Origin of the sequence: Streptomyces sp. 3214.6 (assembly GCF_900129855.1) — a bacterium.
In the GTDB taxonomy this organism is placed as follows: Bacteria; Actinomycetota; Actinomycetes; order Streptomycetales; family Streptomycetaceae; genus Streptomyces; species Streptomyces soliscabiei.
On the sequence record NZ_LT670819.1, the window covers coordinates 8,639,019 to 8,653,793 of the forward strand.

Annotated in this window: 15 protein-coding genes; 9 read left to right on the forward strand and 6 right to left on the reverse strand. The window is 72.5% G+C overall.

From position 1 onward, the window contains the following. The first annotated feature begins 19 nt into the window (after positions 1-19). The gene (locus B5557_RS38955; protein WP_079663902.1) at positions 20-1,528 is read left to right on the forward strand and encodes an SDR family NAD(P)-dependent oxidoreductase; all 1,509 of its coding nucleotides are present in this window, start codon (positions 20-22) and stop codon (positions 1,526-1,528) included. Between the two features lie 6 nt (positions 1,529-1,534). On the opposite strand, the gene B5557_RS38960 is transcribed toward B5557_RS38955, so the two are convergent. Both B5557_RS38960 and B5557_RS38965 read right to left on the reverse strand, forming a co-directional pair. Further along, positions 1,535-2,374, reverse strand: a complete 840-nt coding sequence (locus B5557_RS38960; protein ID WP_079663903.1) for an SDR family oxidoreductase — start codon at positions 2,372-2,374, stop codon at positions 1,535-1,537. A gap of 25 nt (positions 2,375-2,399) precedes the next feature. After that, entirely contained in the window at positions 2,400-2,849 is a 450-nt protein-coding gene (locus tag B5557_RS38965) for an inositol oxygenase family protein (RefSeq protein WP_079663904.1), read from the reverse strand. A 437-nt stretch (positions 2,850-3,286) separates the two neighbouring features. Between B5557_RS38965 and B5557_RS44370 the strand changes: the two genes are divergently transcribed. Next, on the forward strand, positions 3,287-3,460 hold the full coding sequence (locus B5557_RS44370) for a hypothetical protein (protein WP_107472678.1): 174 nt from the start codon (positions 3,287-3,289) through the stop codon (positions 3,458-3,460). Between the two features lie 106 nt (positions 3,461-3,566). Here the strand turns inward: B5557_RS44370 and B5557_RS38970 are convergent, their stop codons facing one another. Next, entirely contained in the window at positions 3,567-4,916 is a 1,350-nt protein-coding gene (locus B5557_RS38970; protein ID WP_079663905.1) for an amidase, read from the reverse strand. A 216-nt stretch (positions 4,917-5,132) separates the two neighbouring features. After that, positions 5,133-5,846: a FadR/GntR family transcriptional regulator gene (locus tag B5557_RS38975; protein ID WP_079663906.1), complete on the reverse strand. Its 714-nt coding sequence runs from the start codon at positions 5,844-5,846 to the stop codon at positions 5,133-5,135. Positions 5,847-6,107: 261 nt separating this feature from the next. Between B5557_RS38975 and B5557_RS38980 the strand changes: the two genes are divergently transcribed. Genes B5557_RS38980 through B5557_RS38995 form a run of 4 tightly spaced genes read left to right on the forward strand, consistent with a single transcriptional unit; the run spans position 6,108 to position 8,966 of the window. Further along, positions 6,108-6,866 carry an SDR family NAD(P)-dependent oxidoreductase gene (locus B5557_RS38980; RefSeq protein WP_079663907.1) on the forward strand — a complete coding sequence of 253 codons (759 nt, stop codon included), beginning with the start codon at positions 6,108-6,110 and terminating at the stop codon, positions 6,864-6,866. Beyond that, positions 6,863-7,834 (forward strand): aldo/keto reductase, encoded by a 972-nt coding sequence (locus tag B5557_RS38985; RefSeq protein ID WP_079663908.1) that lies wholly within the window; start codon positions 6,863-6,865, stop codon positions 7,832-7,834. Before B5557_RS38980 ends, B5557_RS38985 begins: the two co-directional genes overlap by 4 nt. Beyond that, positions 7,831-8,145: an L-rhamnose mutarotase gene (locus B5557_RS38990; protein ID WP_079663909.1), complete on the forward strand. Its 315-nt coding sequence runs from the start codon at positions 7,831-7,833 to the stop codon at positions 8,143-8,145. The genes B5557_RS38985 and B5557_RS38990 overlap by 4 nt, the downstream gene beginning before the upstream one ends. After that, positions 8,142-8,966: an amidohydrolase family protein gene (locus B5557_RS38995; RefSeq protein WP_079663910.1), complete on the forward strand. Its 825-nt coding sequence runs from the start codon at positions 8,142-8,144 to the stop codon at positions 8,964-8,966. The genes B5557_RS38990 and B5557_RS38995 overlap by 4 nt, the downstream gene beginning before the upstream one ends. Here the strand turns inward: B5557_RS38995 and B5557_RS39000 are convergent. Next, positions 8,954-10,375 (reverse strand): lipase maturation factor family protein, encoded by a 1,422-nt coding sequence (locus tag B5557_RS39000; protein ID WP_079663911.1) that lies wholly within the window; start codon positions 10,373-10,375, stop codon positions 8,954-8,956. The two genes, B5557_RS38995 and B5557_RS39000, sit on opposite strands and share 13 nt — an antisense overlap. Before the next feature lie 97 nt (positions 10,376-10,472). Between B5557_RS39000 and B5557_RS44015 the strand changes: the two genes are divergently transcribed. From B5557_RS44015 to B5557_RS39015, 3 genes are read left to right on the forward strand one after another with little or no spacing between them, the layout of a single operon-like run. Continuing rightward, complete coding sequence (locus tag B5557_RS44015; RefSeq protein WP_159424479.1) at positions 10,473-10,928, forward strand: hypothetical protein; 456 nt, start codon at positions 10,473-10,475, stop codon at positions 10,926-10,928. A 45-nt stretch (positions 10,929-10,973) separates the two neighbouring features. Then, complete coding sequence (locus tag B5557_RS39010; RefSeq protein WP_079663913.1) at positions 10,974-13,061, forward strand: SpoIIE family protein phosphatase; 2,088 nt, start codon at positions 10,974-10,976, stop codon at positions 13,059-13,061. A 22-nt stretch (positions 13,062-13,083) separates the two neighbouring features. Beyond that, the gene (locus B5557_RS39015) at positions 13,084-13,947 is read left to right on the forward strand and encodes an Fpg/Nei family DNA glycosylase (protein ID WP_079663914.1); all 864 of its coding nucleotides are present in this window, start codon (positions 13,084-13,086) and stop codon (positions 13,945-13,947) included. A 69-nt stretch (positions 13,948-14,016) separates the two neighbouring features. On the opposite strand, the gene B5557_RS39020 is transcribed toward B5557_RS39015, so the two are convergent. Next, positions 14,017-14,676 (reverse strand): zf-HC2 domain-containing protein, encoded by a 660-nt coding sequence (locus B5557_RS39020; RefSeq protein WP_079663915.1) that lies wholly within the window; start codon positions 14,674-14,676, stop codon positions 14,017-14,019. Between the last annotated feature and the right edge of the window lie 99 nt (positions 14,677-14,775).

Consider the following 14,775-nt stretch of genomic DNA (forward strand, 5'->3'; position numbering starts at 1 on the left):
TCAGGGAAGCGGCAGCGCGATGACGGTGACAGAGGACGGCTCGACGGCGGTCACGGAGGAGGTCGTGGGCGAGGTCGTGTACGGGCCCGGCATCGACCCGGAGCGGCTCGCCCTCTGCCTCTCCGTGCTGGAGGAGCTCGACAAGCTGGACGTCGACCACCCCGACGCGATCGCCGTGCGCCGCGCCACCGCCGGCATCTACCGCACCGTGAAGCAGCGCCGTCGCCAGGAGCGCCGGGCCGCCAAGACCGCCCACGACAAGGCGGTCACGGAGGCCACGGCGACCGGCTCCGCCCAGCGCATCGACGACGAGACCGAGGGCATCCTCCCGTCGTCGATCACCGAGGAGGGCCGGGTCGCGGGGATACTCCAGCGCCCGCGCTCCTGCTACACCTGCAAGACCCGGTACGTCGAGGTCGACTACTTCTACCACCAGCTCTGTCCGGACTGCGCGGACCTGAACCGCGCCAAGCGCGACGCCCGCGCCGACCTCACCGGCAAGCGCGCCCTGCTCACCGGCGGCCGCGCCAAGATCGGCATGTACATCGCGCTGCGGCTGCTGCGCGACGGCGCGCACACGACGATCACCACGCGCTTCCCCAAGGACGCCATCCGCCGCTTCAAGGCCATGGACGACTCGGCGGACTGGATGCACCGCCTGGAGGTCGTCGGCATCGACCTGCGCGACCCGGCGCAGGCCGTGGCCCTCGCCGACCAGGTCGCCGAGGCGGGCCCGCTCGACGTCCTGATCAACAACGCGACCCAGACCGTACGCCGGCTGCCGTCCGCCTACGCCGCCCTGGTCGAGGGCGAGAGCGCCCCGCTGCCCGCCGGTGAGCTCCCCGCCCACCACGTGATCGGCGCCTTCGGCTCCGGCGCGGTCGACGGCCTGGCCGCGCTGCCCGTCGGCATCAGCGGCCTCGACGCGCAGCAGGTCGCCGACCTCGCCCTGGTCGCGGGCAACGCCAGCGTCGCCCGGCACCTCGACGGCACCGCCATCGACGCGGGCGGCCTGGTTCCCGACGTCGTCGACACCAACACCTGGGTGCAGACCATCGAGCAGATCTCCCCGGTGGAGCTCCTGGAGACCCAGCTGTGCAACTACACGGCGCCGTTCATCCTGATCAGCAAGCTGCGGCCGGCCATGGCCGCGGCCGCCCGTGCGGCGACGAGCGGGCGGGCGTACGTCGTGAACGTCTCGGCGATGGAGGGGGTCTTCGGCCGCGGGTACAAGGGCGCGGGGCACCCCAACACGAATGCCGCCAAGGCCGCGATGAACATGGTCACGCGGACCAGCGCGCAGGAGATGTTCCAGGCCGACGGCATCCTCATGACCTCCGTCGACACCGGGTGGATCACCGACGAGCGGCCCCACTACGACAAGCTGCGGCTTGCCGAGGAGGGGTTCCATGCGCCGCTCGACCTGGTGGACGGGGCGGCTCGTGTGTACGACCCGGTCGTGCGGGGTGAGGCGGGGGAGGACGTGTACGGGGTCTTCTTGAAGGACTACGCGCCCGGCAAGTGGTAGGGCCGGCTACGCCCGATGGGTGGGCGCCGGTCGTGGCGGCTGGTCGCGGGCCGCGGCGAAGCCGCCGAGCGACGCGGCCCCGCGCCCCTGAGGCGCGGTGCTCGCCGCCCGTACTCTCGTGCCGCCGTCCACCACCAGGTCCGTACCCGTGATCCACTTCGCCTCGTCCGACGCCAGCCACACCACCGCCCTCGCCACGTCGTCCGGCTCGCCGATCCTGCCCAGGGGCAGTCCCGCGGCGATCTCCTCCTCCCTGGGCTCCCACATGAAGCGGGCCATCTCGGTCCGCACCAGTCCGGGGGAGACGGAGTTGACCCTCACCCCCGGCCCCAGCTCGCCCGCGAGCTGTTGCGTGAGGTGCAGGAGGGCCGCCTTGCTGGTGCCGTAGGCGCCGACGCCCGGCCCCACATGGGTCGCGCCCTCCGTGCAGAGGGTGACGACCGCACCGCCGTGCTCGCGCATCCAGCCCCGCCACGCGCACTGCACGAGCCGTAGCGGCGCCTCGACGTTCACCGTGAACGCCTCACGCCATACCAGCGGGTCGGCGTCCATGAGCGGGCCGTAGGGCTGGTTCGTCGCCGCGTTGTTGACCAGGACGTCCAGCCGGCCGAACTCACTCAGACACAGGCCCGTCAGTTCCTCGGGGTGACCGGGGTCCCCGACGCTGCCGGCCAGGCCCACCCCGCCCAGCTCCGCGGCGGTCCGCCGCACCTCGTCCGCGTTCCGCGAGCTGACACACACCCGTGCCCCGGCCTCCGCGAGCGCCCGTGCCACCGCCAGGCCGATGCCCCGCGTGGCGCCCGTGACGACTGCGGCCCTGCCTCGTAACGCATGCGACGACGTCATCGGCGTACGGTCTCACGGTGGGCCGTCAGTCGACAGCCCCGAGACGTGAGGTGCGGGCCGCCACCAGTTCCAGGACCGTGCGCCAGTCCTCCAGCACACCCGCGTCGAACCCGGCGACGCGGCCGTCCTCGTCGGCCTGGCGCAGGCTGAGCAGGTCGTCGTCGGCGGGTGCGCCGAGCCAGGGGTGCAGAGCGACGAGGCGGGAGACACGAGGGCCGAGCAGCGGGCGTACGGCGTCGGCGGCGCGCTCCGAGCGGCCGGCGGAGTCGGTGGGGCACAGGAGATGGCCGATGGGGTGGACCAGCCCGGTGAGCTGGAGCTCCTTGTCGGCGGGGCGGCTTCGGCGCAGCAGAGCGGCCGTCTGCAGCGCGTGATCGTGCAGGTCGACGCCGGGTCCACCGCGGCCCGTCGTGTCACGTACGCCCCGGCAGGCGTACAGCAGGTCCATCAGCTCCTCGACGCTGCGCAGCTCCATGCGTCTGTCCTTCCGCGAGACAGCCGTTGCCGGACACCAGCAGATCATGGCCGGCTTGCGATCGGACGAACGGGACTTGAACTGCGCTGCCGTAGCCCGGACGGGCGAATCCAAAAGGTGCGTAAGGGGGTAAAAGTGTTCAATTCTCCTACGAAGAGCTGAGAGTGGCTTCCCATGGTTACCTCAAATCTTCAGCCCTATCGAGCGGGCCCCCGCTCATTTGGTTACCCTGTAGCGGACGGACGACAAAACGGAGTGCCACCCACACCCGCAGTCCGTCATGGGACAAGCCGCTTCACAACGGCCTGCTCTCCACAGGAGTTGCCGGCGCCACCGCGTCCTTGACCGACTTGAGCCAGACCCGAGGGAGCGTCAGGTGCCGGACCGCAGACTGGTCGGCACGCCCCGAGGGTGACCCGACACATAAGGAGTGCGCGGTGACACCGGAGAAGACGAATCGCGAGCAACGCCCCAAGGAACGCCCGGAGCGGGCCGGCCGCAGGCCCGGCGAGATCGGCAGCCTCGACGTGTGGGCCCGCTCCGCCCCGATCCGCCTGGCAGGCTACGAGGACGACCTCGCCGAGCCCCACATCCTGCCCAGCGTGGACTGACCCGCTCGCGATCGCTCACCGCATGGGCGTGCACCCGGCACGCCCATGCCGAGCCCCCTGCTCTCCCGGCCGCCTCGGGCCGCTGTCCGCGTCGCCGTCCCCTCGCTCAGTCGAGCGGCGCCGTCCGCCGCCACGGACGCAGGTTCTCCAACTGCTCCGCCACCCGCAGCAGTTCGCCCTCCGACCCCGGCCGGCCCACCAGTTGCACGGCCGCGGGAGCGCCCGACGGCAGCGTGCCGAAGGGCACCGCCATCGCGGGCCAGCCGGTCAGGTTCCACGGCGGGGTCAGCGGCGAGTAGTTCGTGTTCACCAGGATGTTGCGCAGCCAGCCCCGCTCGTGCCACGCCGCCGCCTTCGGCGACCGTCGCGCCAGCGCCGGTGTGAGCAGCACGTCGTACTCCGCGAAGAACGGCTCCAGGCGGCGGCGCAGTTCCTGCCGCGCCGAGCCGTCGCGCACCCCGTTCATGAAGCGCCGGCCGAGGGCCGCGTGCACCCGGGTGCGCCGGGTCAACAGGCGCGGGTCGAGCGGCGCGGCGTCCACCGCCGTGCCCGCCGTCCAGTGCGCGAGCGAGGTCATGCTCAGCGACAGCGGGTACGGCGGCTCGGCCCGCTCCACATGATGTCCCGCCCGCACCAGCACCCCGGCCGCCTCCCGCGCCGCGCTCGTGTACGGCCCGCTCACCGCGACCCCGGCCAGCGGGCTGCGCACCGAGACGGCGATCTTCAGCGCCCCCAGTTCCCCGGCCCGGACGGCGTCGGCGTCGGTGCCGGCCAGGACCGAGAGCATCAGCCGAGCGTCCCCGACCGTCGTCGCCAGCGGGCCGTTCTCCGACATCCCGAACCAGTCGCCGTCCCCGATCCCGGCCGGGACGACGCCGTGGCCCGGTTTGATGGTCACCAGGCCACAGTTGGCCGCCGGTATGCGCAGGGACCCCATGCCGTCGTTGCCCAGCGCGATGGGCACCATCCCGGCGGCGACCGCGGCGGCGCTGCCGCCGGACGAGCCGCCGGCCGTGCGCGAGGTGTCCCACGGGTTGCGGGCGGTGCCGTGGACGCCCTCCGTGGTGCCGAAGACACACAGCTCCGGCACGTTCGTCAGACCCACCACCACCGCACCGGCCGCCCGCAGCAGGGCCACGGTGACATGGTCGGCGCCGGCCGGGGTGTCCGGCGTCGCGGCCGAGCCGACGCGGGTGGACTCGCCCCGCACGGCCAGGTTGTCCTTGACCGCCACCGGAACCCCGGCCAGCGGCAGAGCGGCCAGGTCGCCGCGGGCTGCCACCTCGTCCGCCTCGGCGAGCGCCGCCCGCGCCCGCACCGCACGGAACGCACCGATCCGGCCGTCCAGCCGCTCGATCCGCGCGAGATGCTCCGCCACCACCTCACGCGGGGTGACCTGCTTCTCCCGCACGGCGGCGGCGATCTCGACGGCGGTCCGGCCGGCCCAGCTGGTCACAGGCAGCTCCCTCGGTGTGCGTGCGCTACTCGCGAGTACGTCGCGTAGGGAGAACTGTGCCCGGCCCGGAGCGCCGCGTCGAGGGGCGACCGTACGCCCTGCGGATCTCAGCCCCACGGATCTCAGTCGCGCGGGTCCCGGCCGCGCGGGTCCCGGGCGCGTGAAGGTCGGGCGCGTGAGGGTCGGGCTGGTGTGGGCCGGGCTGGTGTGGGCCGGTCACAGGCTCACCTGGGCTCTCAGCCACTCCTCCACCTCACCCACGTGCGCGGCCGCCGCCGCCCGCGCGGCCTCCGGGTCGCGGGCGGCCAGGGCGCGGTGGATCGCCGCGTGCTCGCGGCGCGTACGGGCGAACGCGCCCTCCTGCTGGTAGCCGCGCCAGACACGGGCCCGGAACGTGCGCGAGGACAGGCCGTCCAGGATCGCCGCCATCGTCTCGTTGCCGGCGGCCGTCGCGATCGCACGGTGGAAGGCGAGATCGTGGGCGAGGATCTCCTCCGGGTCGTCCGTGGCGTTCATCGCCGCCAAGTGCCCGGCCACGACGGCCAGTTCCTCCGAGGTGATGCGGGCCGCGGCCAGTGCCGTCGCCGTCGACTCCAGGATCCGGCGCACCTGGAGCAACTCGACCAGACGCGGACCCCGCGAGAGGTCGGCCACCACCCCGAACGTCTCCAGCAGATCACCGGCCCTCAACGCGGTGACGTAGATGCCCGAACCGTGCCGGGCCTCCAGCACGCCCAGGACCGTGAGCGCGCGGATCGCCTCACGCATCGAACTGCGGGAGATGCCCAGCTGCGCCGCGAGGTCCCGCTCGGTGGGCAGCCGCTGACCCGGCTCCAGCAGACCGTCGGCGATCATCGCCTTGATGCGCTCGATGGCGCGCTGTGTCACCGTGCCCCTGGGGGCGTGCGCGCTGGACGGGGTGTCTTCCACGGGGCCTCTCCTGTCGCTGATGCGCCGCAGTCCAGCCAGGGAGGTGGTCGGACCACTTGAGGCAATAATGCAGCCGAATCTCCTCTCGAAGGGTGTTGTCGAGGCGAAGTGGTCTGATAAATATGCGTCAACCGTTGGATCGTCCGCCAGACCGACAGCCCCGGACCAGTCCGACGCCGGACCGGTCGGGCGGCCGCGGTACGGGTATCCCGGCGGCGACTGCTGGACCGCCAGCCTCAAGAGCCGGAAGGAGAAGGCGGCGTGAGCGACTTCGAAGGGCTGACGGCCCTGGTGACGGGGGGCGGCTCCGGCATCGGCCGGGCGACCGCACAGCTCCTGGCCGAGCGCGGCGCCCGGGTCGCCGTCCTCGACCTGGACGTGTCGGGCGTGGAAAAGCCGCTGCTCGGCTACCGGGCCGATGTCGGCGACGACGCCTCGGTGCGGGAGGCGGTCGCGGCCGCCGTCACCGACCTCGGCGGGCTGGACGTCCTGGTCAACAACGCGGGCATCGGCGCCCAGGGCACTGTGGAGGACAACGACGACGCCGAATGGCACCGCGTCCTCGACATCGACGTCGTCGGCATGGTCCGCACGGCCCGCGCCGCCCTGCCGCACCTGAGGCGCTCCGCGCACGCGGTGATCGTCAACACCTGCTCCATCGCCGCCACCGTGGGCCTGCCGCAGCGGGCCCTGTACAGCGCGGCCAAGGGCGCCGTGTACGCGCTCACCCTCGCCATGGCCGCCGACCACGTGGGTGAGGGGATCCGCGTCAACTGCGTCAACCCCGGCACCGCGGACACCCCGTGGGTCGGCCGACTGCTCGACGTGGCCGACGACCCGGCCGCCGAGCGCGCCGCCCTGGAGGCCCGCCAGCCCACCGGCCGCCTGGTCAGCGCGGCCGAAGTCGCGGGCGCCATCGCCTACTTGGCGAGCCCCCTGTCCGGCGCCACCACCGGCACCTCCCTCGCCGTCGACGGCGGCATGCAGGGCCTGCGGCTGCGCCCGGCGGACCCCCGATGACCGGCCTCGGCCGCAGCGGCGTGCAGGTCACCGCACTCGGCCTCGGCGCCGCGGCCCTCGCCAACCTCTTCTCCGAGGTCACCGACGAGCAGGCGTACGACACCGTGACCGCCGCCTGGCGGCGGGGCGTGCGTTACTTCGACACCGCGCCGCACTACGGGCTGGGCCTGTCGGAGCGGCGCCTCGGCGCCGCCCTGCGGGACTTCCCGCGGGCGCAGTACACGGTCTCCACGAAGGTCGGCCGCCGTCTGGAACCCGTGGACCCGCCGGTCGGCGACGACCTGGCCAACGGCTTCGCGGTGCCCGCCACCCATCGGCGGGTGTGGGACTTCAGCGCCGACGGCGTACGCCGCTCCCTGGAGGCATCCCTCGAACGGCTCGGTCTCGACCGCGTCGACATCGTGTACCTGCACGACCCCGACGACCACGCCGAACAGGCCTTCCGCGAGGGCTATCCCGCCCTGGAGAAGCTGCGCTCGGAGGGGGTGGTGGGCGCGATCGGCGCCGGGATGAACCAGGCCGAGATGCTCACCCGGTTCGTCCGCGAGACCGACGTGGACGTGGTGCTCTGCGCGGGCCGCTACACCCTGCTCGACCAGCGCGCCCGCGCCGAACTGCTGCCCGCGGCCGTCGAACGGGGCGTGTCGGTGGTCATCGGCGGCGCCTTCAACTCGGGCCTGCTGGCCGACCCGAGGCCCGGAGCGACGTACAACTACGGGCAGGCGCCGGCCGAGTTGCTGGAGACGGCCCTGCGTATGAAGGAGGTCGCCGACCGGCACGGCGTCACCCTGCGCGCCGCCGCCCTGGCCTTCTGCGCCGCCCATCCGGCGGTCGCGAGCGTCCTGGTCGGCGCCCGCTCGCCGGCCGAGGCCGAGGACTGCGCCGAGCAGTTCGCCGCCCCCGTCCCGGCCGCCCTCTGGGACGAGCTGCGGGACACCGGTCTGTTGCCCTCCCAGGAGTCGTCATGAGGATCGCCCTGCACACCAAGGTCCGCACCGACCGGATCGCCGAGTACGAGGCCGCGCACCGGGAGGTGCCGAAGGAACTCACGGACGCCATCCGAGCGGCCGGTGCCACCTCCTGGACGATCTGGCGCAGCGGCACCGATCTGTTCCACGTCCTGGAGTGCGAGGACTACGCACGCCTCCTCGCCGAGCTGGAGAAGCTGCCGGTCAACATGGTGTGGCAGGCGCGGATGGCCGAGCTGCTCGACGTGGTGCACGACTACTCCGACGAGGGAGCCGGCGCGGGCCTGCCGGTCGTCTGGGAGCTGCCATGACCGTCGACGCCCACCATCACGTCTGGGACCTGTCGGTGCGGGACCAGGACTGGATCGCCGAAGGCAGCCCGCTGCGGCGGGACTTCGCCGTCGAGGACCTGTTGCCCGAGGCCCGCGCGGCCGGGGTCGACCGTACCGTCCTCGTCCAGACGGTCACCGTGGCCGAGGAGACCCCCGAGTTCCTCGCCCTCGCGGCCGGGCACGGGCTGATCGCGGGCGTCGTCGGGTGGACCGACCTGACCCGCCCGGACGTCGCCGACGAACTGGCCCGGCTGCGGGAGCTCCCCGGCGGCCGGTACCTCAAGGGCGTCCGGCACCAGGTCCAGGGCGAGCCGGACCCGGAGTGGCTGCTGCGGGCCGACGTACGGCGCGCTCTCGCCGCCGTCGCTGACGCGGGGCTGGTCTACGACCTGATCGTGCTGCCCCACCAGCTACCGGCCTGCACCAAGGCGGCCGCCGCCCTGCCCGAACTCACCTTCGTCCTCGACCACTTGGGAAAGCCGCCCATCGCCTCCGGAGCGCTGGAGCCCTGGGCCCTCGACATCAGGACCCTCGCCGCGCTGCCCAACACGGTCTGCAAGTTCTCCGGCATGGTCACCGAGGCCGACCCCTCCTCCTGGAGCGTCCACGACCTGCGCCCGTACGCCCACACGGTGCTGGAGGCCTTCGGACCGGCCCGGTTGATGTTCGGCTCGGACTGGCCGGTGTGCACGCCGACCGCGTCGTACGGCGAAGTCGTCGACGTGGCACGGAAGTTGATCGACCCACAAGACCACGCCCAGATCTTCGAGGCCACGGCCGTGCGCGTCTACGACCTCTGAGAGACCCTGGCCAGCCGGGTCGGCGGCAGATACTCCCGCACATACGTCCGCTCCCAGCATGCGCCCGTCTCCCGCAGCTCACGCCAGGTCGTGTAGCGGTAGCGGAAGAGGCGGGCGCGGATGTGGCGCGGCGGCTCGTCGGGCGGGAACGGGGAACGGCGTAGCAGTCTCAGGGTGTCGCGGTCGTTCTCCAGCAACCGCTCCACCATCGCGCCGAACCACGGCCCGGCGTACGCGGGGGAGAGCGCGGCGAACCACATCAGCCAGTCCAGGCGCAGATGGTAGGGGGCGAACTGACGCGGCCAGCGCCGCGGATCGCCCGGTTTGCCCTTGAACTCGTACTCCCGCCAGTCGGACTCCTCGCGCGGCACGTCGTCGAGGGTGCCCTCGACCACCACCTCGTAGCGGATCCGGCTCACGCTGCCGAACGCGCCGTAGGTGTTGACCAGGTGCAGCGGGTCGAAGGAGCGGTTCATCACCTGGCGACGGGAGAGCATGTTGACCACCGGGTGGTAGCTGAGGAACAGCAGAAGCGCTGCCGCGGCGAGGACCACGATCTCGAACCAGAGCGGTGCGACGGGGCCCGACCGATGGCCGGTGGGGAGGGCGAGCGCGGGCACGGCCAGGACGATGGCGATCCAGTTCAGCCACGAGAAGTTGCCCGACAGCACCAGCCACAACTGGGTGAGGATCATCAGGGACGCGGCTGCCGTGGCGACCGGCTGCGGGGTGAACAACAGGAACGGCACCACGAGTTGGGTGAAGTGGTTCGCGGCCACCTCGATCCGGTGCAGCGGCTTGGGCAGGTGGTGGAAGAACCAGCTCAGCGGGCCGGGCATCGGCTGGGTCTCGTGGTGGTGGTAGAGACAGGTCAGCTTCCGCCAGCAGGCGTCGCCCCGCATCTTGATCAGGCCGGCGCCGAACTCGACCCGGAACAGGACCCAGCGCACCAGGAAGAGCACGAGAACCGGCGGGTCCACCTGGTCGTTGCCGAGGAACACGGCGAGGAAGCCCGTCTCCAGCAGCAGGGACTCCCAGCCGAACGAGTACCAGGTCTGACCGACGTTCACGATCGACAGGTACAGCGCCCACGGCACCAGCCACATCGCCATCCCGGCCCAGAGCGGCAGCCGGCCGTCCAGCCCCGCCAGCAGCGCCGCCGACACCGCGCAGCCCGTCCAGGCCACCGCGGCGAAGAGACGGTCGGAGTAGCGCAGCTGGAACAGGCTCGGGGCCGCCCGGAACGGCACCCGCTCGACGAAGCGGGGGATCGGCAGCATCCCGCGCTCACCCAGCAGCGCCCGGAACTGCCACGCCGCCGTCAGGAACGCGACCAGGTACACACCGGCCAGGGCCCGCTGGAAGACCAGCCGGCTCAGCCAGTACTCGGGTGCGGTGAACCAGTCCACGGCGGTGCGCTCCTCTTCTCCATTCTGACCTCGTCACCGTGCGTGTTCCCCTGTTCCGTTTGCGTGACGCGGGTGGGTGGAGCAGACAATAGTGGTCGTGCGACTACCCACTGCCACCCTCATCACCGCCTGCGCCCTCTCGGCGGCGCTCCTCGTCGTCGGCCGCGGCGGCGAAGGGCAGAAGGAACCCGCGCCGGGCTCGGAGGTCGTCGCCCCGGCGGTCGAGGGGCGTGTCCTCTTGACCGACCCCTTCGACGACACCCTCGGCCACCTGTTCGCCGACACCTCCGACACCTCCGACACCTCCGACATCGATCCCGCCGCTCCCGCCGCTCCCGCCGATCCGACCGATCCCGCCGAGGCCGAGGCGGACTCCGGTGCCGAGGGCGACGCCGATCCGGGCCTCGACCGTGCCCTCGAACCCGCCGGCCCGGATGTTCCCGTCGTCCCCGACGACATCGGCCCGGAGGTCGTCCCGGAGGTTCCCGATCCGCCCGACGGGGGCGGGCTGATCCCCGACGGGCCCGACGAGTCCGACGTCATGCCCGGCTGAAGGCCCCGGGTCGAAGAATCGGACAAACCCTGGCAAGGTGGCTCCATGGTTGATCGGGCAGCGAGCGCCCTGTCCCTCCCGGACGACTGGCCCGCCCACCCGGACCCGATCCTGGCGCTCAACCGGATGGGCAGCTTCGACTGGGACCTGGACACCGGGCTGTTCCACATGGACGCCCGGGCCCACGAGATCTTCGACCTGCGGCCCGAGGAGTACGACGGCGACCCCAACTCCCTCGCCGTGCGGGTCCCACCGGTCGAGGCCAGCCGGCTGGACGAGGTGATCGCCCAGGCCATCAAGGACGGCAGCGAGAACTACGGCGCCTACTTCCGGATGCGGCTGCGCGACGGCACCCCGCGCTGGACCCACACCCAGGGCTACATCCGGCGCGACGACACGGGCCGCCCGCGCCGCATCGTCGGCATCGTGCGCGACGCGTCCGACGAGCTGAGCGACCTCGCCGCCCGCACCGAGGAGACCACCCTCGACGACGCGCGCCGCGAACAGACCAACGTCGTCCAGCTCACCACGGCGGCCCTGGCCCACGCCCGCACCGTGCAGGACGTCATCGACGTCCTGAAGGACACCCACGGCCTCACGCATCTCGGCGCGACCAGCCTCGTCATGGGTCTGGTCGAGGCCGGCCGGATCCGGCTGATCGCCGAGGGGCCGGAGGGCAGCTTCGTGCCCGGCACACTGGTCACCCGGATCGACGAGCCGTACCCGATGAGCGAGGTCGTGCGCACCCTCACCCCCCGCTTCATCGAGTCACCGCAGGAGTTCGCCGGCGGCTACCCCGTCCTGTGGCCGCACCTCACCGATCTGAAGATCACCTCCGCGGCCTATCTGCCGCTCATCGTGCAGGCCCGGCCCATCGGCGCGATGGGCCTGCTCTACAGCGACCGGCACGGCTTCACCCCGGAGGAGCGCAACATCCTCGTCGCGCTCGGCAGCAGCATCGCGCAGAGCCTGCAACGGGCCATGTTCTACGAGCAGGAGAGGGACATCGCCCAGGGCCTCCAGCAGGCCATGCTGCCGCGCACCATCCCCAGCGTCGCCGGCGCCGACGTCGCCGTCCGCTACCGTGCCGCCACCATCGGCGGCTCGCTGGGCCGCGGCATCGGCGGCGACTGGTACGACCTGATCCCGCTGCCCGGCGGGCGGGTCGGAGCCGTCATCGGCGACGTCCAGGGCCACGACACGCACGCCGCCGCCGTCATGGGCCAGCTGCGCATCGTCCTGAGGGCCTACGCGGCCGAGGGCCACACCCCGGCCACCGTGATGGCCCGGGCCTCCGTCTTCCTGCACGAGCTCGACACCGACCGCTTCGCCACCTGCCTGTACGCGGAGGCCGACCTGTCCACCGGGGTCGTCCAAGTGGTCCGCGCGGGACACATCGATCCCCTGCTGCGTGCTCCCGACGGGACCTGCCGGCGCATCTCCGTGCCCGGCGGGCTGCCGCTCGGTCTGTCCGCCGAGTTCGGCAGCCTCCAGTACCCGGTCGGCACCGTCGAGCTCGACCCCGGCCACACTCTGCTGCTGTACACCGACGGTCTGGTCGAGCAGCCCGGCGCCGACGTCGACGACGGCATGCGGGCCCTCGCCGCCATGGTCGCCGCGGGACCGGGGGACGTGCGCAAGCTCGCCGACCAGCTCATCGAGGTCGCCGAGGAACGCGGCGGGGACGACGACGTCGCCCTGCTCCTGCTGCGCCGGCGCGGCCCGGACACCCCGCAGGCGGGGAACCGGCTCCAGCAGCATGTGGCGCCCGGCGACCCGGAGGCCCTCGCCGAGGCCCGGCACATGATCCGGGCGGCCGTCCGCGCCTGGGGCGCCGGGGACCGCTCCGACGAGATCGAACTGGTCGCCGACGAACTGATCACCAACGCGCTCATGCACACCGAGGGCGCGGCGATCGTCACCGTGCGGGTGGTCACCGGCGGCGAGCGCCGGCTGCGGGTCGAGGTCGAGGACTCCTCCAGCGCCCTGCCGCGCCGCCGTGAGGCCGGCGAGTCGGGTGTCTCGGGGCGCGGTCTGCTGCTGGTGGACCTGCTCAGCGACGCGTGGGGCGTGGAGGCGCGGGGCGGCGGCAAGTGCGTGTGGTGCGAGTTCGTCGTACGCGAGCCCCGGTGACCTCTCGTGGCACTCTGGACGTATGCCGGAACTCCCCGAGGTGGAAGCGCTCAAGGACTTCCTGACCGAGCATCTCGTCGGCCACGAGATCGTGCGCGTGCTGCCCGTCGCGATCAACGTGCTGAAGACGTACGACCCGCCCGTCACCGCCGTCGAGGGGCAGCAGGTCACCGCCGTGCACCGGCACGGCAAGTTCCTCGACCTGACGGCCGGCGACGGGCTGCACCTCGTCACACACCTCGCCCGCGCCGGCTGGCTGCACTGGAAGGACCGCCTGCCCGACGGGCCGCCGCGCCCCGGCAAGGGCCCCCTCGCGCTGCGGGTCGCCCTGGAGACGGGGGCGGGCTTCGACCTCACGGAGGCCGGCACCCAGAAGCGGCTCGCGGTGTACGTCGTGCGCGACCCGCAACAGGTGCCCGGCGTCGCCCGGCTGGGCCCCGACCCGCTCGCCGCCGACTTCGACGAGCCCCGCCTGGCCGCACTCCTCGCCGCGGAGCGGCACCGACTCAAGGGCGTCCTGCGCGACCAGAGCCTGATCGCGGGTGTCGGCAACGCCTACAGCGACGAGATCCTGCACGCGGCGAGAATGTCCCCCTTCAAGCTCGCGGCGTCCCTCACGCCCGAGGAGACCCACATCCTCTACGAGGCCCTGCGCACGACGCTCACGGCGGCGGTGGAGCGTTCGCGAGGTGTGGCGGCGGGGCGGCTCAAGGCGGAGAAGAAGAGCGGCCTGCGGGTCCACGGCCGCACCGGCGAACCCTGCCCGGTGTGCGGCGACACCGTCCGCGAGGTCTCCTTCAGTGACTCCTCGCTCCAGTACTGCCCCACCTGCCAGACGGGCGGCAAGCCGCTGGCGGACCGGCGGATGTCGCGCCTGCTGAAGTAGGCGTCACCGCCGAGGCGGCGTCCCTGCCGACCTGGGCACGAAGTGACCTGAACTCACTTCGGGCCGAGGTCAGTGGGCGTCGAGCGTCACCAGGTGCTCGCCGGTCGCCGTGCGCAGCTCGTAGCGGACGATCTCGTCGGAGTGCCAGGCCGCCGCGCCCTGCACGGTGTTGGGGCGGGCGTCGTGCTTGGGAACGACCCAGCTGGTGATCGTCTGCTCGGAGCCGTCGGCGCCGATGGCGATCAGACGGCAGGAGCGGGGGCCGGCCCCGTCCTTGACCTTCAGCTCCACATGGCTGCCCCACGGCTCGTCCTCGGTGGTGATCTGCGCCCACACTCCGGACTTCTCGTCGGTCGCGGTGACCCGCGCGGCGTCCGCGCCGTCGCTGCCGCCGCCCGCCATCATCGCGATGACCGGACCGGCCAGGGCGACCACCACCGAGGCGGCCACCGCGTACAGCACCCGTCGGCGCACGGCGCGGTGCCGGGCCGCCACCTCGCCGAGCAGTCGGTCCAGCAGCTGCGGGCCGGGCCCGGCGAAGGGGTGCACGGCACGCGGGGTGGCGCGCCGGTAGAGCATCATCTGTCGGGCGGTGGGGCCGAACTCGGTGACCTGCGCCGCGCATTGAGGACACTCCATGAGGTGGTCCTCGAAGCGGAAGGCCTCCGCTTCGTCCAGCACGCCGAGCGCGTACGCGCCGACGTCGCGATGCCTCTCCAGGGACCTCATGCCGAAACCTCGTGCCGTTGAGTGCCAGTGGGGTTACTCCTTGCTCCCACCGGTACGCACCCGACAGACGAATCACTCAAGCCGCGTACCGAATCGTGA

Bases quoted from the DNA above. Each gene is read 5' to 3' on its own strand.
- B5557_RS38955 (WP_079663902.1), top strand. From the start codon at position 20: ATGACGGTGACAGAGGACGGCTCGACGGCGGTCACGGAGGAGGTCGTG.
- B5557_RS38960 (WP_079663903.1), bottom strand. From the start codon at position 2,374: ATGACGTCGTCGCATGCGTTACGAGGCAGGGCCGCAGTCGTCACGGGC.
- B5557_RS38965 (WP_079663904.1), bottom strand. From the start codon at position 2,849: ATGGAGCTGCGCAGCGTCGAGGAGCTGATGGACCTGCTGTACGCCTGC.
- B5557_RS38985 (WP_079663908.1), top strand. From the start codon at position 6,863: ATGACCGGCCTCGGCCGCAGCGGCGTGCAGGTCACCGCACTCGGCCTC.
- B5557_RS38990 (WP_079663909.1), top strand. From the start codon at position 7,831: ATGAGGATCGCCCTGCACACCAAGGTCCGCACCGACCGGATCGCCGAG.
- B5557_RS38995 (WP_079663910.1), top strand. From the start codon at position 8,142: ATGACCGTCGACGCCCACCATCACGTCTGGGACCTGTCGGTGCGGGAC.
- B5557_RS39010 (WP_079663913.1), top strand. From the start codon at position 10,974: ATGGTTGATCGGGCAGCGAGCGCCCTGTCCCTCCCGGACGACTGGCCC.
- B5557_RS39015 (WP_079663914.1), top strand. From the start codon at position 13,084: ATGCCGGAACTCCCCGAGGTGGAAGCGCTCAAGGACTTCCTGACCGAG.
- B5557_RS39020 (WP_079663915.1), bottom strand. From the start codon at position 14,676: ATGAGGTCCCTGGAGAGGCATCGCGACGTCGGCGCGTACGCGCTCGGC.